This window comes from Pseudarthrobacter sp. 10T415 (assembly GCF_056394175.1).
This window is the reverse complement of the sequence record NZ_JBFTHJ010000012.1, coordinates 87,769-112,651: the sequence shown is the minus strand read 5'-3', so window position 1 is coordinate 112,651 and position 24,883 is coordinate 87,769. Positions and strand designations below refer to the sequence as shown.

Below are 24,883 nucleotides of genomic sequence, written 5' to 3'. Positions count from 1 at the left end.
GGCGCAGCGTCCGCTTGGAAGGCACGACGGCGGGAGGTTCAGCCAAGCAGGCCGGGCACCACCAGCAAGGCGGTGGGGAGCGCCAGCAACAGCACGCACGCGGTGAGGACCAGGCTCCGTGCGGCCCGCGGCAGTTCTGGCTGTGGCGAGAGCAGGCGGCTGACCCGGGACGCCGTAGTGCGGGTGGAGTCGGAGCCGCCGGTTCCGGCGGCAGCTTCAAGGCCTGACAACGCCATCCCGGGAGCGGGCTGGCCACCGCCGTGCCCGTTCGTTCCGGCAGGCGAACCGCTGGCCACGATGGCGATGGCCTTGATAAGCGTGGCTTTGCTGGCCGTTCGAAGCGCAACATCGTCGGCCAGCATCTCGATCAGTGAGCTCACCGATTCCTGTGCCAGACGCGTGGTGGGCAGCCAGGGGAGGGCCTGGCGCCACGCAGCGAACGCCCACAGCAGCAGGTGGTGCCGCTGGCTCAGGTGGGCGTTCTCGTGGGTCAGGACGGCCTGGAGCTCTTCGGGCTCAAGGGCCGCCATGAGGCCGTCGGACAGGACGGTGACAGACCGTGCTCCGCCGGGCAGGCAATAGGCCACCGGGGAATCATGGCTGATGACCAGTGTGGCGGTGTCCTGGCCCGACGGGGACGCCAGCAGGGCCAGCAGCTCGCGGTGGCGCCGCCGCTGCCGCTGGATCCGGTAGTAGGTCAGCAGCAGGGTGAAGACAAGGTGGGCCGTCAGCAAGGCTGCTGCAGACAGTGCGAAGATGTGCCAGAACCCCAGGGCCGTGGTGGGGGCGTTGAAGAGCACCATGCCGGCCAGGGACCGGAGCCCTGCGATCAGGTTGTCCCCGATGGGCTCCAGGCCGTACACCAGCATGGCACCGATCATCGACAGGCCACCTGCCAGGGCGATGGCCTGCCAGAGCAGCATGGCCGTAAACGGCGACCGCGCGGGCCACTGCGCGCGTGACAGCAGGATGGGTACCGGCCACGCCAGTATGATCGCCAGGACCGCCAGCAGGTATGAGGCCCAGAACATGGTGGGCTAGACGTGACCCAGCAGTTTGCGCAGTGTTTCGGCTTCACCTTCGGAGACGGATCCAATGAACCGGGCCAGTACGGCCTCGCGGTCCGGAGCCGAGCCCAGCACCTCGTGCATGAGTTCGGCCGTGTGGTCCGCCCGGCTGGATACCGCCTGGTAGCGGTGCGGACGGGTTCCGCGTTCCCGCTCCACAAGGCCCTTCTTTTCCAGCCTCGACAGCACCGTCAGCACGGTGGTCACCGCGAGTTCCTTGCCCTCATGGCCGGGGCCGCCCTGCGCGGCGGACGTGCGGGCCAACTGGTCCCGCAGCGTGTTGGCCGTGGCTGCTTCCTGGCCCGCCCAGAGCAGGTCCATCACTGCCCGTTCCAGTTCACCAAGACTAGCCATTGCACTTTTCCTTTTTGTCCCCGCACCGCGCGCTTCCTGCGCCGGTGACTGTTCAACGGTTAAACAACTACAGGTTCAAATTTACCCTGAAACCGCCGGACTTTCTACGTTGGGTAGAACACGTGGCGCGTCCGGCCGTTAAGCAGCATGCTGGTAGCGGCGGTGTGTTTTCCGTCGGACAGCAAGTTGTTCTACACTCTGTAGAAGTTGAACTTCTACGAAACGTAGAAGTTTGAGTTGGCCTAGAGTAGGGACCTGCCTTGGACGCCTTGGAAATCGCACGCTGGCAATTCGGCATCACCACCGTCTACCACTTCATGATGGTCCCGCTGACCATCGGCCTGGGCCTGGTGGTGGCCATCATCCAGACGGCCTGGCACCGCACCGGCAAGCCCGAATATCTGCGGATGACCAAGTTCTGGGGCAAGCTCTTCCTCATCAACTTCATCATGGGCGTGGCCACCGGAATCGTCCAGGAGTTCCAGTTCGGCATGGCCTGGAGCGAATACAGCCGGTTCGTCGGCGATGTGTTCGGCGCACCCCTGGCCCTGGAAGCGCTGCTGGCCTTCTTCGTCGAGTCCACCTTCCTGGGACTGTGGATCTTTGGCTGGAAGCAGCTGAAACCCGGCATCCACCTGGCCTGCCTCTGGGTGGCGGTGATCGGATCGGTCTTCTCCGCCTACTTCATCATCGTGGCCAACAGTTGGATGCAGCACCCGGTGGGCGTCGAAATGATCGACGGACGCCCGGTCATGACCGATGCCTGGGCCGTCTTCACCAACAACACCGCCCTTGTTGCCGTCCCGCACACCCTCTTCGGCGCCCTTGCGGTGGCCGGCGGCTTCCTGCTCGGCATCGCCTGGTACCACCTGTGGCGCCGGCGCCGCGACGGCATCGACACCGTCGGTGCCGACGGCAAGGTGGTTCCCGGCGAGTCCGCCACGATCCCCGGCCGTGACCGGGCTGACCACAGTGTCTGGATCCGTTCACTGCGCATCGGCGCCGTGGTGGCCATGATCTCCTTCGCCGGAACCGCCGTCACCGGTGACCTGCAGGGCAAGCTCATGTTCGAACAGCAGCCCATGAAGATGGCTGCAGCGGAGGCGGCCTGCCACGACGGCACCGGGTTCTCCGTGCTGAGCATCGGCAACATCGGCTCCCAGAACTGCGACGACATCGTGGCCGTCATCGAGGTCCCCGGAATCCTGTCCTTCCTGGCCAAGGGCGACTTCACCACCGAGGTGAAGGGCGTGAACACGCTGCTGCCCGAATACAAGGAGAACTACGGCACCCACCTGCCGGACAACCCCATCTACGGTGAGCGTGCCGGCCAGGAAATTGAGTACCTGCCCGTCATGGAGGTCACCTACTGGGGCTTCCGGATGATGATCGGCTTCGGCGGACTCGCCGCGCTGGCGGCCGTGGTGGCCCTGTGGCTGACCCGGAAGGGCACCGTGCCGGAATCGCCGTGGCTCATGCGCCTTGCCATCTTCGGCATCCTCGCCCCGTTCGGCGCCAACGCTGCCGGCTGGATCTTCACTGAGATGGGCCGGCAGCCGTTCGTGGTGGCTCCCAACCCCGATCCCAGCGGCATCGACCAGGTGTTCATGTTCACGGCCGCGGCCGTCTCACCAGGGGTTTCGGCGGGCGAGCTGGTGGCGTCACTGGTCACCCTGACAGCGGTCTACGCCGTGCTGCTGGTTGTGGAGGTCAAGCTGCTGGTGAAGTACATCCGCGGCGGCGTGGTGTCCGCCATGCCCGAACTGGCCCATGTCCCCGCCGACGAGAACGAGGACCAAACGCCGGGCTCCGGCGGACCGGGCGGCGCCAAGCCCGCCGACGACGTCCTGGCCTTCGCCTACTAAGAGCAGAGGAATTCGACAATGGAACTGCTGCCCACCATCTGGTTCATCGCCATTGCGGTGCTGTGGACCGGCTACCTCTTCCTTGAGGGCTTTGACCTCGGCGTGGGGATGCTGATGAAGATCTTCGCGCGGAACAACACCGAACGCCGCGTCCTGCTGAACACGGTCGGCCCGGTCTGGGACGGCAACGAGGTGTGGCTGCTGACCGCCGGCGGTGCCACGTTTGCAGCCTTCCCCCTCTGGTACGCCTCCCTGTTCTCGGCCCTCTACCTGCCCCTCCTGGTGGTCCTTGTGGCCCTGATCTTCCGCGCCGTGGCCTTCGAGTACCGCGGCAAGGTGGACACGGACCGCTGGCGTGCCCGGTGGGACTGGGCCATTGCCCTGGGATCCTTTTTCGCCGCCTTCGGCGTTGGAGCCGCGCTGGCCCTGACCACCACCGGGCTGCCCCTGAATGCCAACGGCGACCGCGAAGGCGGCCCTTTTGCCTGGTTCAGCGGCTACGCCGTACTGGGCGGGGTGGCCGTGGTGGGCTTCTCGCTGGTTCACGCGCTGGCCTTCCTTGCCCTGAAGACCGACGGCGAGGTGCGGCACCGTGCCCGCGCCTGGTTCGTGCGCCTGCTTCCGGTGCTGATCCTTCCCATCGCGGCCTGGGCGCTCAGCATCCAGTTCCTGGACGGCAAACCCTGGACCTGGGCCCTCGTGGTGCTCGCGGTGGCCGCTGCCGCCACCGCCTGGATGCTGGCCCGAGCCGGTGCCGAAGGCAGGGCGTTCCTGGCGCTCGGCGCTTTCCTGGTGCTCGGCACGGCCTCCATCTTCGGCGCCGTGTTCCCCGTGGTGCTGCCCTCCACCCTGGACACCGCCTTTGACCTGACCATTTCCAACGCCTCGTCCTCGGACTACACCCTGGGGCTCATGACCATCGTGGCCGCGTTCGGACTTCCGCTCGTGATTGCCTACCAGGCATGGACGTACTGGGTATTCCGCCGCAGGGTCAGCACCGATTCCATTCCGGAGGCCCACAGCTTCCTGCCTGCCATCGCCGTCAAGGCGTTCACCACCAAGGGCTGACGTGCGGCCCATGCTCCCGGCGGGGCCGGCAACCCGGTCCGCCGTCTACTGGCTCGGCCTTCTCGCGGCGCTGAAGGCACTCTCGCTCGTCCTGATGGGACAGGCGGTGGCGGCCGCGCTTGCAGGGCTGGCGGCCGGCGAAGCCGTGCATCCGGACCAGATCACGCTTGGTATGGCCGGCGTGGTCCTGCGGTCCATCACCGTGTGGGGGCAAGCTGTGGCCGCCCGTCGGGCCGCGCTGGGCATCAAGGAGGAACTGCGGGCCGGGCTCCTGGAGCGGACGCTGCGCAACGGGGTGCGGGAAACCGGCCCGGCGGACGGTGGCCTCGCCGTGCTGGCCACCCGCGGCCTGGACGCCCTGGACAGCTACTACACACAGTTCCTGCCGGCGCTCGTAAACTGTGCCGCCGTGCCGCTGCTGCTCGGCGCCAGGATCCTCTTCGCGGACTGGGTCAGCGCAGTGGTGATCGTCCTGACCGTGCCCCTGGTGCCGCTGTTCATGGTGCTCATTGGCCGCTACACCGAGGACAACGTGCGCGAGGCCCAGACGTCGCTGGCCAGGCTCTCGGCCCACATGCTGGAACTCGCCAAGGGACTCCCCGTTCTGGTGGGCCTGGGCCGGGCCACGGCCCAGCGCAAAGCCCTCGAAGAGATCTCCGAGGAATACCGCTCGCGCACCATGGGGACCCTGCGCACCGCATTCCTCTCCGCCCTGGCACTGGAACTCATTGCCACCATCTCCGTGGCCGTGGTTGCCGTGTTCATCGGCGTGCGACTGGTGCACGGCGACATGCCACTCGAAGCCGGGCTGCTGGCCCTGATCCTCGCGCCGGACTGCTACCTGCCGCTTCGTGAGCTGGGCACGGCGCACCACGCCAGCGACGACGGCCGTGTGGCCCTGGCCGGCGTCAATGCCGTCACGGACGCCCCCGAGGCGAAGCCGCTGCCTGCCGTGCCGGCGGGACGGCCCGGAGCGCCGCTCACCGTCACCGGCCTCACCGTGACCTATCGCGGAAGGTCCCGCGCCGCCGTCGGACCCCTGTCGTTTGAGGCGCCACAGAGCCGGATCACCGCCCTGGACGGCCCCAGCGGTGCCGGCAAGAGCACGGTACTGGGCGTCCTGGCCGGCACCATCGGGGACGGGGCCGGGACCTCCGTTACCGGGACAGTCGCCGGGTTGGACCGGAACGCCGTGGCCTGGGTGCCGCAGCATCCCGTGCTGGTGGCCGACAGAGTCCTGGACGAAGTGCTGCTCTACCTCGGCGCCAACCCCCGCAACGCCCGGGACAGTGCGCTGGCTGAGGAAACCGCCCGCGCCTGCCTCACCCGGGCCGGGGCCGGCCACCTGGCCGCGAAACACCCTGCGGAGCTGAGCCCCGGCGAGCTGCGGCGCGTTGCGCTGGCACGGGGGCTGGCGAGGATTGACGCCGGAGCAACAGTGCTCCTGCTCGATGAGCCCACGGCGCACCTGGACGGCGATTCAGCTCGGGCCGTCGAAGACGCCATCCACGGGCTGCGCGGCCAGGTCACGATCATCCTCGTTGCCCACGAGGAGCGGACCCGCAACCTGGCCGACGTGCTGGTGCCGATCGGTGGCAGTGCCGCAGCGCTGAAACCTTTGCACCAGCCGGACGCTCTGCCGGCCGCGGCATCCTTCGACGGCGCAACCGGCCTTCCCACGCCCGCTTCAGCGGCGCCGTCCGCGGCCACGCGGCCCACCACGAACCCGCGCACCGCGGCCCTGCGCGCTGGCGACGCCAAGGACGGAACCGCGGGCCGCTTCGGCGCAGGCGCCATGGGACTCCTGGCTCCGTTACTGGCGCCGGTGCGGGGTAAATTCGCCGCGGCCGCCATCGTGGGCACTTTCGCAGCGCTCTTCGCGGTGGCGTTGTCCGGGTTGTCCGGCTGGCTGATCATCCGAGCCAGCGAGCAGCCACCCATCCTCTACCTGCTGACCGCCATCGTTGGCGTACGCTTCTTCGGCATCGGCAGGGCAGTGCTCCGGTACTGGGAACGGCTGCTGCTGCACGATGCCGTGTTCGCCGCGCTGACCAGGCTCCGGGGACGGCTGTGGGCGTCACTGAGCCGCCGGGCCCTGGCCCTGCGCCGCCTCCTCCAGGGCGGCAATGTACTGGGCACCGTCATCGACGACGTCGACACCGTCCGGGACCTCCTGCCCCGAGTGGTGCTGCCCCCCGTCACGGCCGTTGCAGTCGCCGTGTTGGCATTGGGAACCACCTGGCTGGTGGTCCCGCCGGCGCTCCCGGCGGTCATCGCCGCCGCCGCGGCCAGCCTGGTGCTGGCGCCCGCGCTTGCGCTCTGGGGCGACCGGAAGTCGGCAACGGCGGAGCAGATACTGCGCTCCGGCGTGCTGCGCCGCATCTCGGCGGCCCTGGATGCCCGGGCAGAGCTGTCCGCCAACGGTGTGGCGCCTCGCGTGCTGGCAGGACTCCGCGGCGAGGACCGCAAAGCAACCCGCGCCTCCCAGCGGTCGGCCTGGGCAGAGGGCTTGGGCCACGCGGTCACCGCTGCCGCCTGCGGTGCGGCAGCGCTCGCCAGTGCGTGGCTGGCCGCCCCCGCCGTCCTGGACGGACGGATCGACCCGGCCACGGCCGCCGTCGTGGTCCTGCTGCTGCTGGCCCTTGTTGAACCCTATTCAGCGATGACGACGGCGGTGCGCCAGTTCCCGGCCCTGCGCGCGGTCCTGCAGCGCGTGGCTTCGTCCGGGGCCCTGGACGTGTCCGGCGCTCAGGACGACGACGGCGGCACCACAGATGGGCTGCAGCCGGTGCCGGAGCGTGACGGCGGCGTTCCGGGGCTGGAGCTGGCGAACCTCGCGGCGGCATGGCCCGGCGGAGCACCGGTCTTCACCGGGCTCAATGCCGTTGCCGGACCCGGGCATTGGCTGGCCGTCACAGGCCCGTCCGGCTCGGGCAAATCGACGCTGCTCTCGGTCCTGCTGGGATTCCTGCCGGCGGCCGCCGGAAGTGTCCGCGTGTCCGGCGGGGTGGCGTGGTGCCCGCAGGAGGCCCACCTCTTCGACTCGACCATCCGCGGCAACCTCCTGCTGGGGCGCGCCGCGGCGGAACCCGACCGGCGGGGACAGGACACCCGGGGACAGGACAATCCGGGGGAGAGCGCAACCGAACAGGACATGGCAGCGGTGATTGCCGCCGTCGGACTCGCCGGGCTGATGGAACGGCTGCCCGCGGGACTGGACACGCGGATCGGTCCCGGTGGTGCTTTCCTCAGTGGCGGCGAACGGCAGCGCCTCGCGGTGGCCCGCACCCTGATGACGGGTGCCGAGGTGATCCTGCTGGACGAGCCCACCGCGCACCTGGATGCCGAATCAGCAAGGGCCATGCTGCAGGACCTGAGGGCCGGCTTGCGGGACCGGACCGTGGTGCTGGTTACCCACCACGCCGCCGATATCCAGGCCGGCGACGTTCGGTTGGCGCTTGCGCCGGCCGCGGAACTCCGGGAGCCCGGCCGGGCAGCGGCGGGGCTGCGGGCCTGACGCGAACGAGCCCTGCGCCGGGTTCCGGCGCCGGCAACCCCGGGCAACCCACCCGCGCAGGCAACCCCGCCGCAGCCGGCCCCGCACGGGGCCGCCTGCCAGCGGAACTATCCGTCGACGTCGTGCAGGTGGTGGACCACGTCGTGCAGGAAATAGCGCGCGAGCGTCAGGACCGTGAACTCGGAACCGTTGCTGCGCAGCCCCTTGCGGTCCCAGTCGGATTCGCGGACCCCGGCGAAGGACTCCGCCACCTGCTGCCCCTCGGCAGCCAGCTCGGTGTTGACCACTGCCGGATCGGCGTTGGCGTAGTCCTTCTCGACGGCGGTCAGGTCCTGGTCCCAGTTCTCAAACTTTGCGTCGTCGGAGTCCAGCATCAGGTTCAGGCGCTGGTCGAACAGGCTGAACACATCGCGCACGTGGCAGGCGTACTCCAGCGCGGACCAGGTGTTGTCATCGGGACGCTCGGCAACCTCCGGCCGGCGCAGGACGGCCCGCCACCGGGGCAACATGTTTTCGATGGTGCCGGGGACCGTTGCCGGTGTGGTGGTGGAGGGGTCGAACGAGCAATCGGGGCAGGGGCGGTCCAGGACCCAGGTCCAGTCCTTCTCATCAGGCACGATAGGCATGGGAGCAGTCTAAAGTACAAGCAATGAAGCATCCGGACGCTGCACGGTTCCTCGCCGCCTACGACTCCCAACTGCGCCTCGCCCCCGAAGTTGCCGGCGCCAGGTCAGTGGTCGCGCTCGGCCCGCTGCGGCTCGCCACGTTCGACGGCGGACGCGGGTTCGTCACCTACGCTGGCCTGGGCGGGGCGTCTGCCGCCATTGTCGCGGAGTGGGTGGGCCAGGCAGTGGCGCACTTCCGCGCGGACCCTGCGGTGCAGTCCGTGGAGTGGAAGACCCGCGGGCACGACTCTGCGCCGGGCCTGCACGGGGCGCTGCTGGCCCACGGCTTCGTGCCCGCCGACGCCGAATCGATCATGATTGGTGCCGCTGCCGCCCTGATGGCGGACGTTCCCCTTCCGCCCGGGGTGTGGCTTCGGCAGGTCACCGGGCCAGCGGACGTCCGCGCCGTGAGCGCCATGCAGGATATCGCTTTCGGGGACAGCATCTCGGAAGCCCGGGCCGAAGACCTGCTGCGGCGGCTGGCCACAGGCGACGGAACCGAGCTGTGGGCAGCAGGCCACGAGGGCCGCATCGTCAGTGCCGGCCGCCTGGAACCGGTGGCAGGGACGGACTTCGCCGGCATCGGGGGCGGGGCCACGCTGGCGCCGTGGCGCGGACAAGGCATTTACCGGGCCCTCACCGCACAGCGTGCCCGATCCGCCCTGCAGCTCGGCAAGACCCTGATCCACAGCGACTCCACCGAATACTCGCGCCCCATCCTTGAGCGGTACGGACTGGTCAAGGTCTCCACCACCACGCCCTACAACTGGAGCAGGGAACCCTGATCCGGCGCAGCGGTGGCGGGCGGACTTTGCCTCGAGTGCGGTTTATGCCTCGGCGGCGGCCTCCGGCCACGCCATCGCGGCACCCACTACATCCACGGCCTGGGACAGGGGGATGCCGGAACCATCGCGGCGGCCGTGCTCCTGCGGAAGTGACCTGGCAACGCCCGCGGACGAGGACGCCTTGGCGGGACCATGACCGGCCCACGCCAGCAGCAACGTGTCCTCGCCCTTCAGGAACCGGTGCGCGCGCACCCCTGCGGTGGCACGGCCCTTCACCGGGTATTCGGAGAACGCAGTCACCTTCGCCGTGCCCGGGGCAGTCCCCGGAAGGGCGCCGTTGGTGCCGGCAATGGTGACCACGACGGCGGCCTCGTCCTGGGCGCGCACCGCGCCGAAGAACGTCACGCGGTCGCCCGCGGCAAGTTTGATGCCGGCCATTCCACCGGCCGTCCTGCCCTGCGGGCGCACGGCGGAGGCGGCAAACTTCAGCAGCTGCGCCTGGGCCGTCAGGAACACCAGTTCGGTGTCATCAGCCGCAGCCGGTGCCACCCCCACCACGAAATCCTTGTCCTTGAGCGCGATGACTTCCCAGTCCTCGCGGTTCAGCGGATAGTCCGGCTGGACCCGCTTCACCACGCCCTGGGCGGTGCCGATGGCCAGAACCTCGTCCAGCGGGGCGAAGGCCACCAGGGTTTCGCCCTTCAGCAGCGTGAGGAAGTCCTTCGCCGGGACACCACCGGCCATGTTGGGCAGGCCCGCCACGGGGGGCAGGACCGGCATGTCCATTACCTGGAGGCGCAGCATGCGGCCCTGGGAGGTGATGGCAGCGATCTCACCGCGCGCTGAGGTCTTCACCACTGTCGTGAACACGTCGTGCTTGTTCCGCGGTCCGGCTTCTGCCAGCGGCTCCTGGTTGCTGGTGCGCCCGATCTGCCCGGAGGCCGTCAGGATGGCCCAGCAGGGGTCGTCGGCGATCTCCAGGGCCAGGGGAGCGGGCTTGCCCTTCTTGCTGCCGGCAAGTTCTGCCGCGACGGTGGGGGAGACGGCTTCGGACTCCAGCAGGATGGTGCGGCGGGGCGTGCCGTGTTCCTCGGCAATCGCTGCGAGTTCATCGGACACCAGCGAACGGAGCAGTTCCTCGGAGTTGAGGATGGCTTCGAGTTCGGCGATCTCGCGGCGCAGCTGGTCCTGTTCCTTCTCCAGCTCGATCCGCGAGTACTTGGTCAGCTGGCGGAGCCGCAGTTCCAGGATGTAATTGGCCTGGATCTCGGTGAGGTCGTAGATGGACATCAGGCGCTCACGGGCTGCGGCCGCCTCATCCGAGGACCGGATGATCTGGATGACCTCGTCGATGTCCACGATGGCGATGAGGAGGCCCTCCACCAGGTGCAGCCGGTCCTTCTTCTTGCCCAGCCGGAAGATGGTGCGGCGGCGGACAACGTCGATGCGGTGGTTGACGTAGACGGAGAGCAGGTCCACCAGGCCGAGGGTCTGCGGCTGCCCGTCCACCAGCGTGACGTTGTTGATGCCGAAGGAATCCTCCATCGGCGTGTACCGGTAGAGCTGCTGGAGCACCGCGGTGGGGTTGAAGCCGTTCTTCAGCTCGATGACCAGCCGCAGTCCGTGCTTCCGGTCCGTCAAGTCCACGATGTCGCTGATGCCGGTCAGCTTCTTGGCGTTGACGGCGTCCTTGATCTTCTCGATGACCTTTTCGGGGCCCACCATGTACGGCAGTTCGGTGACCACCAGGCCGGTGCGGCGGGCCGAGAGCTGCTCCACTTCCACCTTGGCACGGGTCTTGAAGGACCCCCGGCCGGTGGCGTAGGCGTCGCGGATGCCGTCCAGGCCCACAATCCGGCCGCCGCTGGGCAGGTCCGGGCCCGGGACGAACCGCATCAGGTCTTCGAGGGTGGCGTCCGGGTGGGCGATCAGGTGCCGGGCTGCGGAGATGACTTCCACCAGGTTGTGCGGGGCCATGTTGGTTGCCATGCCCACGGCGATGCCGGTGGCGCCGTTGACCAGCAGGTTGGGGAAGGCCGCCGGGAGGACGTCCGGCTGCGTGAGCTGGTTGTCGTAGTTGGGGACGAAGTCCACCACGTCTTCATCGAGGTGGTTGGTGAGGGTGAGGGCGGCGGGCGCCAGCCTGGCCTCCGTGTACCGCGGAGCTGCCGGGCCGTCGTCGAGCGAGCCGAAGTTGCCGTGCCCGTCGATCAGGGGCAAACGCAGCGAGAAGTCCTGCGCCATGCGCACCATGGCGTCGTAGATGGCGGCATCTCCGTGCGGGTGCAGCTTACCCATGACCTCGCCCACCACGCGGGCGCTCTTGACGTGCCCGCGGTCCGGCCGCAGGCCCATGTCGCTCATCATGTACAGGATGCGGCGCTGCACCGGCTTCAACCCGTCGCGGGCGTCGGGCAGTGCCCGCGAGTAAATCACGGAGTACGCGTACTCCAGGAACGAACCCTCCATCTCGGAAGTGACGTCGATGTCGACGATGTTCTCCGTGAAGGGAGTGGTGTCCGCGACGGGTGCTGGGCTTTGGCGGCGGGCCATGGGGGTGGTGAATCCTTCGGTTACTGGGGTTGCCGGGCAGGGTGCTGCTGCGCTGCGGCAGTTTTTGGCTAGGCTAAGCCTATGGTGGATCAGCCCGGGGACGGCGAATATCCGGAACATTGGGAAGCCGATGTCGTCCTGCGCGACGGCGGGACAGCCCATTTGCGGCCCATCCATCCGTCCGATGCAGAGGCCATTCAGACCTTCCATACCGGACAGTCGCAGAACTCAATTTACATGCGCTTCTTCGCCTTCAAGGCACGGCTGTCAGCCAAGGAGCTCAAACGGTTCACCGAAGTGGACTACAAGGACCGGGTGGCGTTCGTCATCACCATGCGCGGGGAAATCATCGGTATCGGCCGCTACGACCGGCTGGATGATCCCACCGAGGCCGAGGTCGCCTTCAACATCGCCGACGCGCACCAGGGCCGGGGAATCGGCTCCATCCTGCTCGAACACCTCGCCGCCGCGGCCCACGAAAACGGGATCCAGCGCTTCAGCGCCGAGGTGCTGCCCGAGAACCGCAAAATGCTCATGGTCTTCTCGGATGCCGGCTATGACGTCAAACGCCACTTCGACGACGGCGTCGTCAGCCTCGAATTCAACATCGACCCCACCGAAAAATCACGGGCCGTCATGGAATCCCGCGAGCACCGCGCCGAGGCGAGGAGCGTGCGGGACCTGCTGACGCCGTCGTCCGTGGCCGTCATCGGCGCCAGCCGCAAGTGGGGGACCGTGGGCTACCAACTGCTGGAGCATATTGTGGAAGGCGGCTTCTCCGGGCCCGTCTACGCCATCAATCCCGAGGCGCTGGAACTGGCCGGCATGCTGTCCTACGGCCGGCTGACCGAAGTACCCGAGCCCGTGCAGCTCGCGGTGGTCGCCGTGCCGTACGAGGAGGTTCCCTCCGTTGTGGAGGACTGCGCCGCCGCCGGCGTCAAGGGCCTGGTGATCGCCTCCGCAGGTTTCGCGGACGACGGCGAACGCGGCCTGCAGCGGCAACGGAACCTTGTGCGCCAGGCACGCGCGAGCGGGATGAGGGTCATCGGCCCGGCCTCCCTGGGCATCATCAACACGCACCCCGAGGTCCGGCTCAACGCCTCCATGGCGCCCACCCTGCCGCGCCGCGGCGGGCTGGGGCTGTTCAGCCAGTCGGCAGCCATTGGCGTGTCCCTGTACGCTGCGTCCAGCCGCAGGCGCCTCGGCATGTCCACGTTCCTTTCGGCCGGGAACCGTGCCGACGTGTCAGGCAACGACATCATGCAGTACTGGGAAGACGACGCCGACACCTCCGCCGTGGGCCTCTACCTGGAATCGATCGGCAACCCGCGCAAGTTCTCCCGCATCGCCCGGCGCCTGGCCCGCACCAAACCGGTGATCGTGGCCAAGTCCGACACCATGGGCCTGCGCCTGCCGCCGGGACACGCCGTCCGCACCACCCAGGCGCCGGGCGGGGCGCTGGACTCCATGCTCCGCCAGTCCGGCGTCATCCGCGTCGGAACCATCGAGCAGCTGGTGGACGTGGCACAGGTTGTCGCGGGCCAGCCGCTGCCCGCGGGGCCCGGCCTGGCCATCCTCAGCAACTCCCAGGCGCTGGGCAAGGTAGTGGCGGACAGTGCAGCAGACCATGGCCTCAGTGTGGAGCAGCTGGTGACCGGGGTGGACCTCGACGCCGGGCGCTCAGTGGCCTTGCCCGCCCTGCGCTCAGCGCTGCTCGAGGCCCTGCGCCCGGCGCATGTCCATGCCGCCGTCGCAGCACTCCTGCCGGCCCGCGGACTCACGGTGGACAGCATTGCGGAATCGCTGGCCGACGTCTCCGCCGAGGCCGGCAAGCCCGTGGTGGCGGCGTTCACCGGCATCCTGGACGACTCCGTCTACGTTGAAGGCATGGTGGGCGCCGCAGACAAAGCCGTGCCGTGCTTCTCCAACCCCGGCGCAGCTGTGGCAGCGCTCGCCGCCGTGGTGAGGTACTCCGAGTGGGTGTCGCGGGACCACGGCCACTTCGTGGAACCGCCGGGCTGCGATCCCGCCCGGGCCCGCGCCGAGCTCGAAGTACAGCTCCGCGACGTCAAGGGGGAGCAGCTCAAGCAGCTGGACCCCGCAGCGGCCGCATCCCTGCTGGGGCACTACGGCATTTCCGTGCTGCCATCCGCGGCCTTCGACACCCCTGACGAAGCGGTGGAAGCCGCCGAGGGCCTCGGCTGGCCGGTGGCCGTGAAGACGACGGATCCCGCCCTGCGGCACCGGCTCGACCTGGGGGGCGTCCGCCTGGACATCCAGGACGCCGAGTCGCTGCGCCGGGATGTGCTTCAGATGCGCCGCGCCCTCGCCCTCTATGGCGATCCGGCTCTCGAGGTGCAGTCCATGGCGCCGGTAGGCCAGGCGTGCACGTTCCGGGCCATTGAGGACCCGCTGCTGGGACCTGTGATCTCCTTCGGCCTGGCCGGCGATGCCGTGAACCTGCTGGATGACTGGTCGCACCGGGTGCCGCCGCTGTCCGCCGCGGACGTCCACGACTTCATCCGGGCGCCCCGGGCAGCGCGGAAGCTGTTCGGCTACCAGGGACTTCCCGCCGTCGACGTTTCCGCCTTGGAGGACCTGGCAGGGCGGCTGGCGTGGATGAAGGACAACCACCCCGAAATCGCCCTGGTGGAGTTCAACCCGGTGCTCTGCGGAACGAACGGTGCCACCATCCTGGCGGCCGACGTCAGGATCGGGAACGCCGCCCAACGCACGGACAGCGCACGGCGGGCCATGCGGGGCTGACACTGCGGTGGTCCACGGGCTGGCCGGCCGCGCCATCTGCCGGTGTTTGTGGCGCGGTTGTCCTGTGTTTCCCCGTTGGGTGGAGCGGGCGGTTGGCAAAGTGAGCGGCGCATCTGTGAAAATGGGGGAATGAGCTCCCAGCCTCCCGCCTCGGCGCCTGAAACGCCCGGCAACGAAAACCAGGCCATCCGCCACCACAGCTCACACAGCCACAGTTCCCAGGGCCAAAGCCTGGAAGGTGCCCTCCAAAAGGCCGGTTTCTATCCCCGCCTCGTGGCGGACGTGGTGGACGACGCCCTGGACGGCCGCGACTGCGTGGCACACCTGGTGCATCTGGAAACCCACTTTGACCGGGCTGAGGTCCGCCGCCACATCACGGTGCTGGTCCTGACTGCTGACATGCTGGTCATCACCCACGTGGACGACCAGCAACTGGATGAAGCAGGCGAGCAGATCGTTGCCCAGATCTCCACGGAGTCCGTTCCCGTGGCCCAGATCCGTTCGGTGGTCCTCAGCTACATGTACGCCCAGCCGCAAAACTACAAGCCGTCCGATCCCGTGCGGGAACTGACACTGTCCATCGCCTGGTCCGGTGGCCAGCGCCTGGACATGGGGCCGGCCAGCTGCGGCGATCCCCAATGCGAAGCGGACCACGGCTATACCGGCACGATTGCGCAGGAGGACATCGTCCTGCGGATCAGCGCGGAGGCGGACGGGCTGCAGGCAGTCCAGGATGCGAAGCTCTTTGCCCGCGCCCTGCGGGCCGTCAACACCGGGTCCACCTCGCCGGTTCCCCACGTGCAGTCACTGCCGCCCCGGCCGCGCGCCGGCGTGTTCGGCACGCGCCTCAGCCGCGGCCACCAGCAGCGCTGATGCCCGACGAGCGCCCCCAAGTACCCCCGGCCGCCCCTTTGGCTGCCGCCGCACTGTCCGGACCGGCGTCGGACCTTCCCCCGGCACCGGCCTACGGACACCGTTCCGTGGCCGAGGTGCTGACCAGCGCCGCAGCCAGCCTCGGAATCGGCGGGTTTGAAAACACGCTGAAGCTGCCGGTGTCGCAGCGGGTCTGCGTCGTGGTGGCGGACGGCCTGGGGCGGAACCTGCTCAAGCAGAAGTCCGCCCACACCCCGTTCCTCCGCTCGGTCATCCAGGCGGGGCAGGGCGAGGTGCCCGTCTGGCTCGACTCCGCGTTTCCTTCCACCACCGCCGCAGCCCTGTCCAGCCTTGGCACCGGCCTGCCGCCGGGCCAGCACGGGATGGTGGGCTACGACGTACTCGATCCGCAGCAGGACAAGGTGGTCAACCTGCTGGGGAACTGGGACCCGGGAGTGGACCCCACCGCCTGGCAGCCCCACCCCACGGTGCTCGAACGGGCTGCCGAACATGCCGACGTCACCACCATCAGCCTGCCCCAGTTCGCGGATTCGCCTATGACCCGCGCCGCCTTGCGGGGCGGGCGCTTCATCTCTGGCACCACGTCCCATGCGCGCACCGCGTCCGCAGCCGATGCAATGTCCGGCAGCGGGCCCTCGCTGATGTACTTCTACCTGAACGAACTGGACAAAGCCGGGCACCGCTATGGCTGCCAGTCCCAGCAGTGGGAACACCAGCTCGAGGAACTCGACGCCACCGTCAAGCGGCTCAGCACCTCGCTGCCGGCCGGGACCACCATTCTCCTGACCGCTGACCACGGAATGCTGGACGTGCCGGAACCGCACAGGATCGACTACTCCGCCGAGCCCGCGCTGGTGGAAGGCGTCCGGCACACCGCCGGCGAACCGCGCATGGTCCACCTCTACCTTGAGGAAGCGGCCGGAGCAGCGGGCCGGGACCGGCTGCTCACCGCATGGCGGGACCGCTTCGGCAGCAAGGTCTGGGCATTCACCCGGGATGAAGCTGTGGCCGCCGGGCTCTTCGGTGCGGTGCGGCCCGCCGTCGAAGGCAGGATCGGCGACGTGATGATCGCAGCCCGGGATTCCCTGGCGCTCTACGACACCCGGCGCAGCCGCCCCACCGCCATGGAAGTGGTGGGCCAGCACGGGTCGCTGACCAAGGCGGAGCGCGAAGTTCCGCTGCTCTGCCTCACCGCCGGCGGCGGCAAGGGTGGCCGCCGCCGTGGCTGAACTCGTCTTCTTCTCCGGCACGATGGACTGCGGAAAGTCCACCCTCGCGCTGCAGATGGACCATAATCACCGGGTCCGTGGCCGCGGCGGCGTACGGTTCAGCCGGAACGACCGCGCCGGTGAGTCACGGATCTCCAGCCGCCTTGGCCTAGAAACCGACGCCGTCGAGGTGGTGGACGGCACCGACTTCTGGGAGGAAGTCATGCGCCGGCGCACCCACGGCCAGCGCGTCGACTACCTCATTTGCGACGAAGCACAGTTCTACACGCCCGAGCAGGTGGAGCAGCTCGCCAAAGTGGTGGACGAGATCGACGTGGATGTTTTCGCGTTCGGGATCACTGCGGACTTCCGGACCAGGCTGTTTCCGGGCTCGCAGCGGCTGATCGAACTCGCTGACCGCGTCCAGGTCCTGCAGGTTGAGGCTTTGTGCTGGTGCGGGCGCCGCGCCACACACAATGCCAGGACGGTCGACGGCGTCATGGTCACCGAGGGCGCCCAGGTGGTGGTGGGCGACGTGGACATGGCAGTGGACGGAGCCGTGGCTGTGGCCGCCCACCACGTCCCGGTGGTGGGGTACGAGACTCTCTGCCGGCGGCACTTCATGCGCCGTGTCACCGCCCATGGGGCCAACCTGATGGCTGAGCAGGATCAGCTCCTGCCGTTCGACGTTGACGCATGCCTCTGGCACGGATCCGGGGGACCGGCCGCTGGGACAGGGGCCTAGCCACTTCTGTTGGCGTTCCCGGACTTGGAGCCGGGTCGAGTGGAGTTCGTCCGACGCGGCTGCACTTCTGCCATCAATGTCAGACCCCCGCGCGAGGATTCTTTTATGGGAAACGCGGGCATTGGAGCGGCAGGCATGGAGGGTCTTCGGGCCTCGATCGTGGGCCTCGACGCGCTGTTCCTTGAGGACTCATGGCTTGAGGGTGAACCCTGTGCGGGCAGTCTGGACCTGGCGGGGACCGGATCTGACGTCCTCGTTGGTCTGGGTGGCACGGGCGCGGCCGGTGTCTCCGGTTCCATTCTTACCGGTGTTGATGCGTTGGAGCGGAGGTCGGAGCTTCGGCTGCAGCGGTTGGCGTTCTGGAAGCAGTTGGAAGCCCAGGTAGCTGCGGGTGAAGCACGGGACGCTGCGGAGTTCGTGGAGTTTCAGGAGGCGATGACACCGCCGGACGCCACAGGGTCGGAGCGGGCGTTTGTGGAGATGTCCACGACGGCGGAGGTCGCCGGGGTCCTGACACTTAGCCCGGGTGCCGCTACGGCGTTCATCAGCCAATCACGCAAGGTCTGCGCGATGCCGGCGGTCGCAGGTGCGCTGGCTTCTGGGTTGATGTCGTGGCGGCATGCGGTGATCGTGGCCGACGAAGCGGACTGCCTCGCCCCCGAGAATGCTGAGGCGCTGGTGGCGCATTTCTTCGACCCGGACGCCCCCAACCGTGCCCGGGGGTCTGCGCCCGGTGACCTGGTGCCGCACCTGTTCCGCCGGAAAGTCCGGACCTGGCGAGAACGCACCTACCCCGCCTCCGTCCAGGAACGGCACGTCAGGTGTGTGGCGGAGCGGCGGATGGAATACCGCCCCGACGCGGATGGGATGGCATCGATCACCCTGATCCTGCCCGGGGACACCGCCTGCGCCATCTGGAACAAGACCACCGCCATCGCCCGCGGCCTCCAGGGACCGCGAGAGACCCGCACCCTCACCCAGTTGCGGCCGGACGTCGCCGCCGCGCTCCTGTTGAGCGCCCACACCGGGGCCGCCGCCACAGGCCGGTTGAACGGGAGCGAAGGATCCGGCAGCGCATCCGGGGTCGATAGTCTTCCCGGTGCCAGTGGCAACGGGAGCGACCCTTACGCACTTGACCTCAGCAAGATCCCCGCCCCGAAAGCCGACGTGCTGGTCACCATTCCGATATTTACAATGTTGGGCAGCACTGACGAACCGGCAGACCTCGACGGGCACGGGCCCATCCCGGCGGCGATGGCCCGCAAACTCGTTGCTGACGGGGCGGCCTCGTTTTACCGGGTCCTCGTCGACCCGCGTGACGGTGCGCCTCTCGAGATCGGCCGGACCAGTTACCGGTTGTCGGAGGCGATGAAACGCTGGATCAGGATGCGCGATGGACACTGCACGTTCCCCGGCTGCACCAACCCCAGCACGGACAACGACACCGACCACCTCACCGCCTGGCAACACCACGGCACAACAGGAGTCAGCAACCTGGCACAGCTCTGCCCGAAACATCACCGCCTCAAACACAACAGCGCCTGGAGCCCCACACCAGCCACCACAACCGAACCACCAGGCTGGACCTCACCCACCGGCCGCCACTACCCAGCACAACACCCCGACCCCCAACCACCCCACTGGCCACCCGCACTCTCTGAACTGGAACAGGAGAGGGCGCTGAATGAAGACACTGGCGCGGCCGGAGAATCTGGCGTGACCGGAGACCTCACGCCGGGCGGCGACGCTGGCGCGGCCGGGGAGCCACGCGCCACCGGAGACGACTGCGGGGCTGGAGAACTTACGATGGCCAGAGACTCTGAGGCGACTGGGGACTTTGGCGCGACTGAGGGGTTTGCCTCCACCGGGGACTTTGGTGCGGGCGACGAACCTGGCCTGTCCGGGGAGCCGCGCGTGGGGGGAGAACGGGCGGTGGGCAGCGACGTTATCTTGACGGGCGGGACTGACGCGGTCGAAAGAATAGCCAGCGCGCAGGAGCCGGTAGGGCAAACGCGTCCCGGGGAACTGCCTGAGGGAACGATTGTTAACGGATCAGCGGAAACGCAGTGGTCGTTGGAGGAGCAGATACTTGCCGGCATTGCAGTCTTTCCGGAACACCTGCTCGCGGACCCACCTGACCACGAGTCACTCGACGGAGAACTCCTCGGAGGGGACCTCATCGAACCCGGCGATCTATCCCCGGACGATCCGCTGTGGGACGCCTTCTACGCGACACCCTTCATACTGCCCGCTGATCCATGGGGAAGCCGGACAGACTGGTTGCTGCACGCCTAATAGCCGCCAGTCCCGCAGGGACCCTGCACAGCACAAGTCGAACTTTTGCCGCTGCATATTCGAAGTCCCCGGTGGAAACCGGAGGTGCTGCCATGTACCGCTATTCGCTGCGGGTGCCGAAAACAATCTCGTCCCAGGATGGGACGCTGGACCGCTTGGGGCGGGAAGGCTGACGCTCGGGCGCCTCGGCTTCCGGCGACTGCCCCTTCACGCTGGACTGGCCGTCGTCGTTCCTCGACGCGAACCGGCGCTGGCCGCCGCCCAGCAACTCGTCTAACCCTGCATTGGTGCTGCTGTCACGCCCGGAGGGAGCGTCGTTGGAGGGCGTGTCAGCCGGGCGTTCCGGAGCGGACTGGCTGTCCTGCTGGGATGCGCTGTTCTGCGGGGACGCGACGATGGTGACCTCGCGCGTTTCCGTGCTGACGCCTTCGTGCAATCGGAGGACGTCATCCTCAACGTCACGGTGAGGCGGGATCAGGCTCAGGCGCGACAGCATGGAGGGCCTCGCATCACGGCGGCGGACGAAGGAATCGCCCTTTGCTGCGGGAGCATCCGGCTGGTCGTCCTGTTGCCCATTGTCAGGTTCTTCGACGTCGGCCTCAGCCTCAGGTTCCGGGACAACCTCTGACGGCCGCGGGTGAGCCGCCGGTACCCCGTGGGTCAGGAGCATGGCGAGGGCATCATCCGAGTCCTCGTCGACGCCCAGGCGCTGGCCCCGGCGGGAACGTAGCATGTCCAGCAGCCCATCAGCTTCCTTGCCGGGCACTGCAACGACACCCTGCGGGCCAGTCCGCACCGCATCGGCGTCGGTTTCGAAATCGAACGGCCGGTCCGAGACGGCCGACAGGCGGCGGGCCGGAACTGGTCCATCCAGGGGCTCCAGTTCACTGAGCTGCTGGGCCCAGCGGTTGGTGTTCTGCAGAGCCTTCCGGACGGGGTTGAAAGTCCACGTGGCCGGCGGTTCCTCGCCGATACCGGCAGTGCCGTCAGTCTCTGCCTGGAAGCTTGCGGTGACGGTCCAGGTTCCGTCCTGCCTGCGCCAGGAGTCCCATTCCACTGATGAGGGGTCGATGCCGTGGGCGGTCAGCCGGTGCGACACCATCTCGTCGAGGGTGGCAGTGTTGTCGCCGAAAGCCGACCTGTATACGTCGTGGCCGGGGGAGGGCGTGGCTACTTCGACCTTGCGGGCCTGCTGCGCAATGTATTCACGTTCGGCAAGGACCGGGCCTTCGTAGCGCTCGACTTTTGCAAGCGGCAGGCCGGAGAGTTCTGCGACATCGGCAGCCGTAGCGCCGGCACGGATCCGCGCCTGGATGTCCCGTGGGGACATCGGAATGGCGGGCCTTTCCGGCGTCGGCTTCGGAGCCGACCGGCCCGCTGTCCGGAGCGCTTCATCGATCGGCAGCCGGAACATCTCGCCGCCGGCCCCGCTCAACAGGAGGTGAGTCCCGTCGTCGTGCACGCCTACAAGCCGTAGATCCTGCATCCAAAATCCTCCACCCTGGCATCACTATCAATCGAAACTCTGCCACCCGGTGGGCGTTATTTGCCTCAAGGGGCAGGGCGCGCCGCGATATTCCGGCCATTCCGGCGATGCCACCGCGTTTCTATCCGAGAGCGACGGTCCCGGCGTTGTCAGCCGTTCCGTTCCCTGGCCCGCACAGGCGTAACTGACGTATCAGTGGCGGGTGAGGGCCGCCGCGAGTTCTTCCGGGTGCCGCGTCGAGGTCAGCCAATAGGGCGTCTTGTCGGCAGGATCGGTGATCTCCACCTTGACTACGGGGTCGATCCACCCGCGGATGCAGAGGTAGGCCAGGCCGTTGAGCCTGGTGCCCCGTTCCGCCGTTGCTTCCCCGCCGCTGAAGTGTTCGACGGCGCCGACGAACTTGCGTTCGATGGTGGCGCGGCCGACGGTGAAGGTTTCCCCGGTGACCAGGAGGGTGGGTGTGGAAACTATGAGGAGTACCGCAATGATGACGAAAAGGACCACTGCCGCAGTAATGCCGGCGAACATGCTGATCGGTGCAAACACCAGGATCCCGGCTGCCGAGATTCCGGCTGCGATGATCCATATCCACACGTTGGGCCAGAGCTTCTCCCTATAAGTGGCCGAAGACCCTGTAGACGGGCTGGGCGTGGGGGCAGGGGAGCTTGTTTCGGGCATAGGCCAAGCTTTCCACCTTTGCCGGGCTATTTCATCTTGGCGTGCAATTCGCACGTGCCGTTCACCCCGGCCACGGGCCTTCGCCCTTCAGGGCCCACCCTAGGTCTGATCCTGAGGCGCGGGTTAGAGTGAGTGACTGTGACTGATCAACCCGCCACAGCAAATACCGTTTTCGACGAAGCGCCGGAACTTTCGGCCTCCGCTCCCACTCTGCAGGTCCAGCTGAAGATGCTGGATCCGGACCTGGAAGCGCCCTCCTACGCCCATCCCGGCGACGCCGGCGCGGACCTCCGCGCGCGGCAGGACGTTACCCTGCAGCCCGGTGAGCGTCGGCTCGTCCCCACCGGGGTGGCCATTGCCCTTCCCGAGGGATTCGTCGCCCTGATCCACCCCCGTTCCGGCCTCGCAACCAAGCACGGCCTCACCATCGTCAACGCCCCGGGAACGGTCGACGCCGGCTACCGCGGCGAGATTTCGGTCACCCTCCTGAACACTGATGTGAGCCAGGCCATCGAGCTGCGGCGCGGCGATAGAATTGCCCAGATGGTCATCCAGCGCGTCGAGTATGCACAGTTCGTTCCAGTCACGGAATTGAGCGGGTCCGTGCGCGGCACCGGGGGCTTCGGCTCCACGGGCGGGTTCAATCAGCCCGGAGCCTGATTCGGTCCGTGGCAGCTGGTGCCACGGGCAACGCAGTACGGCGACGGTACCTTCCAGGGCCGGACCGGAACTTTCACACTAAAGGAGAAACATCCTCATGGCCTTTGGGTTCGGCAGGAAAGCCAAGACGGAGCAACCGGACGCACCGGACGGGTTGCTCGCTGACGATGCGCCCGCAGACGGCGATGCGGAGGCAGTCGACCAGCGAGCCAACGGCCCCTTGGATGAGTCTGAAATCAGCAGCCGCGACGGTTATGTGGATCTCGGCGCCCTGCTGATCACCCCCAGCGAGGGCCTCCAGCTCCGCCTCGAGGTTGAGGAAGCCACCCAGCGGGTCGTGGCAGTCACCCTGGACCTCAATGGATCCAGCCTGCAGCTGCAGGCCTTTGCCGCACCCAAGACCGAAGAGCTCTGGGAAGAAATCCGCACCCAGATCGGCCAGTCGGTCGGTGCGCAGGGCGGGCAGGTGGAGGACATCGAAGGACCCTTCGGAACAGAACTCGTGGCCAAGCTTCCTGCCGGGCTCCCCGACGGCAGCCAGGGATTCCGCGTGGCGCGCTTCATCGGCGTCGACGGACCCCGCTGGTTCCTTCGTGGCGTGCTCGGCGGACCTGCTGCGCTTGAACGTGACGCGGCCGAACCGCTCGAAGAACTGTTCCGGAAGGTGGTTGTGGTCCGCGGGGACAGCCCCATGCCCCCACGCGACCTCCTCCAGCTGCGCCTCCCCAAGGACGCAACCACCACACCGCCTCCGGGCGCTCCCAACCTCCAGGAGCCGGAACGCGGCCCCGAAATCACCCAGATTGGCTGAAGCCATGGGTGGGGGATCACCGGCGTCGCACGGCAGGGCTCCGGTTCCCCTGGACCAACTGCCGGACAAGGGGCGCGTTCTGTGCCAGGGCCGCATCGAGTCCGTCACCTATGTTCCAGCCGACCGGACGGCGGCCTTCAGCGCTATTGTCTCCGACTCCGGCGCCCTCCGTCCGGGATCCGGCCGTGCCAGCGCGGCAAGGGCGCGCCTCAGGGTCGTGTGGCTGGGCCGGCGCCGCGTTCCCGGCATTGAAGCCGGGACCGAACTCAAGCTCGAGGGCATGCTGTCCAGGAGCGAGGGGATGCCCACCATCTTCAACCCGCGCTACGAAATACTTTCCCACCAGGAGAACGAATGACCGCGCACCAGCCAGACCCGTCGCCCGGCGCGGCCCACCCTGACACCACCGGAAACTCCGGAGCTAACGGCGCGCAGGCCGGTCAGTCCCGGTCCACAAGGGACCAGGCCGGCAACTTCCCGGCCGACAACACCCGGGACAACGGCCCACGGGACGGCGGAGAGTCCTCTCCAATGGCAGGCTTGGCCGCCGACTACGCGGCCAAGGCTGGACTGCACAGGACCCACGACGGGCGCGTTGACGTCCTGAAGAGCGCGGGCGGGGTCCAGGGCATTGCCGAGAGCATCCTGCCGGGTCTGGTCTTCCTCATTGCCTTCACCGTGACCCAGGATCTCACCCCGTCGCTGGTGGCGGCGCTGGCCTCAGCGGCGGTGTTCACTGTGGCGCGGCTCGTGCAGCGGCGGCCGCTGACCCAGGCACTCGCCGGCGTTGTCGGCGTCGGCATTTCCGCGTGGCTTGCCAACACCACAGGCAAGGCCGAGGATTTCTACCTGCCCGGGTTCTTTACCAACGGGGCGTACATCATTGCGATGGTCATCTCGATCTTCGTGAAATGGCCGGTTGCGGGGCTGCTGTTCGGTTTTATCCGCAATGAAGGGCTGGACTGGCGCAAGGATCCGGCCCGCGTTCGTGCCTACCAGCTGGGCACTTGGATCATCGTCGGCGTCCTGGCACTGCGGCTCCTGGTGCAGGTCCCGCTCTACCTGATGGGACCGGACGGGCTCGCAGCCCTGGCGACCACGCGCCTGATCATGGGCGCCCCGCTGTACATCCTCGGCGTCTGGATCGCCTGGCTGGTCACCCGCCCCGCTGCCGCCGCAGATGCAGCAGGCAGCGAAACGCCCGCGAAAGGCTAGGCTCGCCGGGGATTCCAGCACCACGGGCCCTGTTCAGGCCGGCCACCGCTGGCCCGGGCGGCTCACGCCACAGGTGCCGGCCCCGCTACCCGTCGAACCCGTCGTCCTCCAGGGACGACTGCCGGGCCTGACGGGAATCCTGCGTCGTGCCGGAACGCGCAGTATCAGCGGATGCGGCGCTGCCATTCCCAGTAGCAGCATCGGCGTGCCCCGCGCTGCCATTCTCAGTGCGGCCGTGATCCCCGCCGCCA

19 protein-coding genes are annotated in these 24,883 nt (G+C 68.0%); 13 read left to right on the top strand and 6 right to left on the bottom strand.

Annotated features, from left to right (window positions below):
• Positions 1–38 precede the first annotated feature (38 nt).
• Positions 39–1,031, bottom strand: coding sequence for a M56 family metallopeptidase (locus AC1DBN_RS15505; RefSeq protein WP_091719561.1), 993 nt, complete (start codon positions 1,029–1,031; stop codon positions 39–41).
• A gap of 6 nt (positions 1,032–1,037) precedes the next feature.
• On the bottom strand, positions 1,038–1,421 hold the full coding sequence (locus tag AC1DBN_RS15500) for a BlaI/MecI/CopY family transcriptional regulator (protein WP_015936823.1): 384 nt from the start codon (positions 1,419–1,421) through the stop codon (positions 1,038–1,040).
• Positions 1,422–1,681: 260 nt separating this feature from the next.
• On the opposite strand from AC1DBN_RS15500, the gene AC1DBN_RS15495 reads away from it, so the two are divergent.
• Genes AC1DBN_RS15495 through cydD form a run of 3 tightly spaced genes read left to right on the top strand, consistent with a single transcriptional unit; the run spans position 1,682 to position 7,871 of the window.
• Entirely contained in the window at positions 1,682–3,286 is a 1,605-nt protein-coding gene (locus AC1DBN_RS15495) for a cytochrome ubiquinol oxidase subunit I (RefSeq protein ID WP_314213395.1), read from the top strand.
• 18 nt (positions 3,287–3,304) lie between these two features.
• On the top strand, positions 3,305–4,354 hold the full coding sequence (cydB, locus tag AC1DBN_RS15490) for a cytochrome d ubiquinol oxidase subunit II (protein WP_426766856.1): 1,050 nt from the start codon (positions 3,305–3,307) through the stop codon (positions 4,352–4,354).
• A 1-nt stretch (position 4,355) separates the two neighbouring features.
• Positions 4,356–7,871 carry a thiol reductant ABC exporter subunit CydD gene (gene cydD, locus AC1DBN_RS15485; protein WP_477723589.1) on the top strand — a complete coding sequence of 1,172 codons (3,516 nt, stop codon included), beginning with the start codon at positions 4,356–4,358 and terminating at the stop codon, positions 7,869–7,871.
• Positions 7,872–7,978: 107 nt separating this feature from the next.
• Here cydD and AC1DBN_RS15480 read toward each other — a convergent pair whose 3' ends face one another.
• Positions 7,979–8,497, bottom strand: coding sequence for a DinB family protein (locus AC1DBN_RS15480; RefSeq protein WP_314213392.1), 519 nt, complete (start codon positions 8,495–8,497; stop codon positions 7,979–7,981).
• Between the two features lie 23 nt (positions 8,498–8,520).
• Between AC1DBN_RS15480 and AC1DBN_RS15475 the strand changes: the two genes are divergently transcribed.
• A complete protein-coding gene (locus tag AC1DBN_RS15475; RefSeq protein ID WP_314213391.1) occupies positions 8,521–9,321 on the top strand; it encodes a GNAT family N-acetyltransferase in 801 nt (266 codons plus the stop codon).
• 42 nt (positions 9,322–9,363) lie between these two features.
• On the opposite strand, the gene AC1DBN_RS15470 is transcribed toward AC1DBN_RS15475, so the two are convergent.
• On the bottom strand, positions 9,364–11,874 hold the full coding sequence (locus AC1DBN_RS15470) for a DNA gyrase/topoisomerase IV subunit A (RefSeq protein WP_314213390.1): 2,511 nt from the start codon (positions 11,872–11,874) through the stop codon (positions 9,364–9,366).
• 81 nt (positions 11,875–11,955) lie between these two features.
• Here AC1DBN_RS15470 and AC1DBN_RS15465 point away from each other — a divergent pair, with 81 nt between their 5' ends.
• The 5 genes from AC1DBN_RS15465 (at position 11,956) to AC1DBN_RS15445 (ending at position 19,782) form a co-directional block, all read left to right on the top strand.
• Positions 11,956–14,640 carry a bifunctional acetate--CoA ligase family protein/GNAT family N-acetyltransferase gene (locus tag AC1DBN_RS15465; protein ID WP_477723588.1) on the top strand — a complete coding sequence of 895 codons (2,685 nt, stop codon included), beginning with the start codon at positions 11,956–11,958 and terminating at the stop codon, positions 14,638–14,640.
• A gap of 129 nt (positions 14,641–14,769) precedes the next feature.
• Entirely contained in the window at positions 14,770–15,513 is a 744-nt protein-coding gene (locus tag AC1DBN_RS15460) for a DUF5998 family protein (protein WP_043793886.1), read from the top strand.
• Complete coding sequence (locus AC1DBN_RS15455; RefSeq protein ID WP_477723587.1) at positions 15,513–16,763, top strand: alkaline phosphatase family protein; 1,251 nt, start codon at positions 15,513–15,515, stop codon at positions 16,761–16,763. The genes AC1DBN_RS15460 and AC1DBN_RS15455 overlap by 1 nt, the downstream gene beginning before the upstream one ends.
• Positions 16,756–17,487 carry a thymidine kinase gene (locus tag AC1DBN_RS15450; protein ID WP_477723586.1) on the top strand — a complete coding sequence of 244 codons (732 nt, stop codon included), beginning with the start codon at positions 16,756–16,758 and terminating at the stop codon, positions 17,485–17,487. Before AC1DBN_RS15455 ends, AC1DBN_RS15450 begins: the two co-directional genes overlap by 8 nt.
• A gap of 135 nt (positions 17,488–17,622) precedes the next feature.
• Positions 17,623–19,782: an HNH endonuclease signature motif containing protein gene (locus tag AC1DBN_RS15445; RefSeq protein WP_477723593.1), complete on the top strand. Its 2,160-nt coding sequence runs from the start codon at positions 17,623–17,625 to the stop codon at positions 19,780–19,782.
• A gap of 100 nt (positions 19,783–19,882) precedes the next feature.
• Here AC1DBN_RS15445 and sepH read toward each other — a convergent pair whose 3' ends face one another.
• On the bottom strand, positions 19,883–21,268 hold the full coding sequence (gene sepH / locus AC1DBN_RS15440; RefSeq protein WP_477723585.1) for a septation protein SepH: 1,386 nt from the start codon (positions 21,266–21,268) through the stop codon (positions 19,883–19,885).
• A 192-nt stretch (positions 21,269–21,460) separates the two neighbouring features.
• On the bottom strand, positions 21,461–21,946 hold the full coding sequence (locus tag AC1DBN_RS15435) for a DUF3093 domain-containing protein (RefSeq protein ID WP_477723584.1): 486 nt from the start codon (positions 21,944–21,946) through the stop codon (positions 21,461–21,463).
• A 138-nt stretch (positions 21,947–22,084) separates the two neighbouring features.
• Between AC1DBN_RS15435 and dut the strand changes: the two genes are divergently transcribed.
• The 4 genes from dut (at position 22,085) to AC1DBN_RS15415 (ending at position 24,632) form a co-directional block, all read left to right on the top strand.
• A complete protein-coding gene (gene dut / locus AC1DBN_RS15430) occupies positions 22,085–22,606 on the top strand; it encodes a dUTP diphosphatase (protein WP_091719580.1) in 522 nt (173 codons plus the stop codon).
• Between the two features lie 97 nt (positions 22,607–22,703).
• The gene (locus AC1DBN_RS15425; RefSeq protein WP_091719582.1) at positions 22,704–23,417 is read left to right on the top strand and encodes a DUF3710 domain-containing protein; all 714 of its coding nucleotides are present in this window, start codon (positions 22,704–22,706) and stop codon (positions 23,415–23,417) included.
• A gap of 4 nt (positions 23,418–23,421) precedes the next feature.
• Entirely contained in the window at positions 23,422–23,775 is a 354-nt protein-coding gene (locus AC1DBN_RS15420; RefSeq protein ID WP_091723939.1) for a single stranded DNA-binding domain-containing protein, read from the top strand.
• Positions 23,772–24,632, top strand: a complete 861-nt coding sequence (locus AC1DBN_RS15415; RefSeq protein ID WP_477723583.1) for a DUF3159 domain-containing protein — start codon at positions 23,772–23,774, stop codon at positions 24,630–24,632. Before AC1DBN_RS15420 ends, AC1DBN_RS15415 begins: the two co-directional genes overlap by 4 nt.
• The last annotated feature ends 251 nt before the right edge of the window (positions 24,633–24,883 follow it).

Bases quoted from the DNA above. Each gene is read 5' to 3' on its own strand.
- AC1DBN_RS15420 (WP_091723939.1), top strand. From the start codon at position 23,422: ATGGGTGGGGGATCACCGGCGTCGCACGGCAGGGCTCCGGTTCCCCTG.
- AC1DBN_RS15415 (WP_477723583.1), top strand. From the start codon at position 23,772: ATGACCGCGCACCAGCCAGACCCGTCGCCCGGCGCGGCCCACCCTGAC.
- AC1DBN_RS15445 (WP_477723593.1), top strand. From the start codon at position 17,623: ATGGAGGGTCTTCGGGCCTCGATCGTGGGCCTCGACGCGCTGTTCCTT.
- AC1DBN_RS15435 (WP_477723584.1), bottom strand. From the start codon at position 21,946: ATGCCCGAAACAAGCTCCCCTGCCCCCACGCCCAGCCCGTCTACAGGG.
- AC1DBN_RS15475 (WP_314213391.1), top strand. From the start codon at position 8,521: ATGAAGCATCCGGACGCTGCACGGTTCCTCGCCGCCTACGACTCCCAA.
- cydB (WP_426766856.1), top strand. From the start codon at position 3,305: ATGGAACTGCTGCCCACCATCTGGTTCATCGCCATTGCGGTGCTGTGG.
- AC1DBN_RS15455 (WP_477723587.1), top strand. From the start codon at position 15,513: ATGCCCGACGAGCGCCCCCAAGTACCCCCGGCCGCCCCTTTGGCTGCC.
- AC1DBN_RS15500 (WP_015936823.1), bottom strand. From the start codon at position 1,421: ATGGCTAGTCTTGGTGAACTGGAACGGGCAGTGATGGACCTGCTCTGG.
- AC1DBN_RS15465 (WP_477723588.1), top strand. From the start codon at position 11,956: ATGGTGGATCAGCCCGGGGACGGCGAATATCCGGAACATTGGGAAGCC.
- AC1DBN_RS15470 (WP_314213390.1), bottom strand. From the start codon at position 11,874: ATGGCCCGCCGCCAAAGCCCAGCACCCGTCGCGGACACCACTCCCTTC.
- AC1DBN_RS15480 (WP_314213392.1), bottom strand. From the start codon at position 8,497: ATGCCTATCGTGCCTGATGAGAAGGACTGGACCTGGGTCCTGGACCGC.
- sepH (WP_477723585.1), bottom strand. From the start codon at position 21,268: ATGCAGGATCTACGGCTTGTAGGCGTGCACGACGACGGGACTCACCTC.
- AC1DBN_RS15505 (WP_091719561.1), bottom strand. From the start codon at position 1,031: ATGTTCTGGGCCTCATACCTGCTGGCGGTCCTGGCGATCATACTGGCG.
- AC1DBN_RS15460 (WP_043793886.1), top strand. From the start codon at position 14,770: ATGAGCTCCCAGCCTCCCGCCTCGGCGCCTGAAACGCCCGGCAACGAA.
- AC1DBN_RS15425 (WP_091719582.1), top strand. From the start codon at position 22,704: ATGGCCTTTGGGTTCGGCAGGAAAGCCAAGACGGAGCAACCGGACGCA.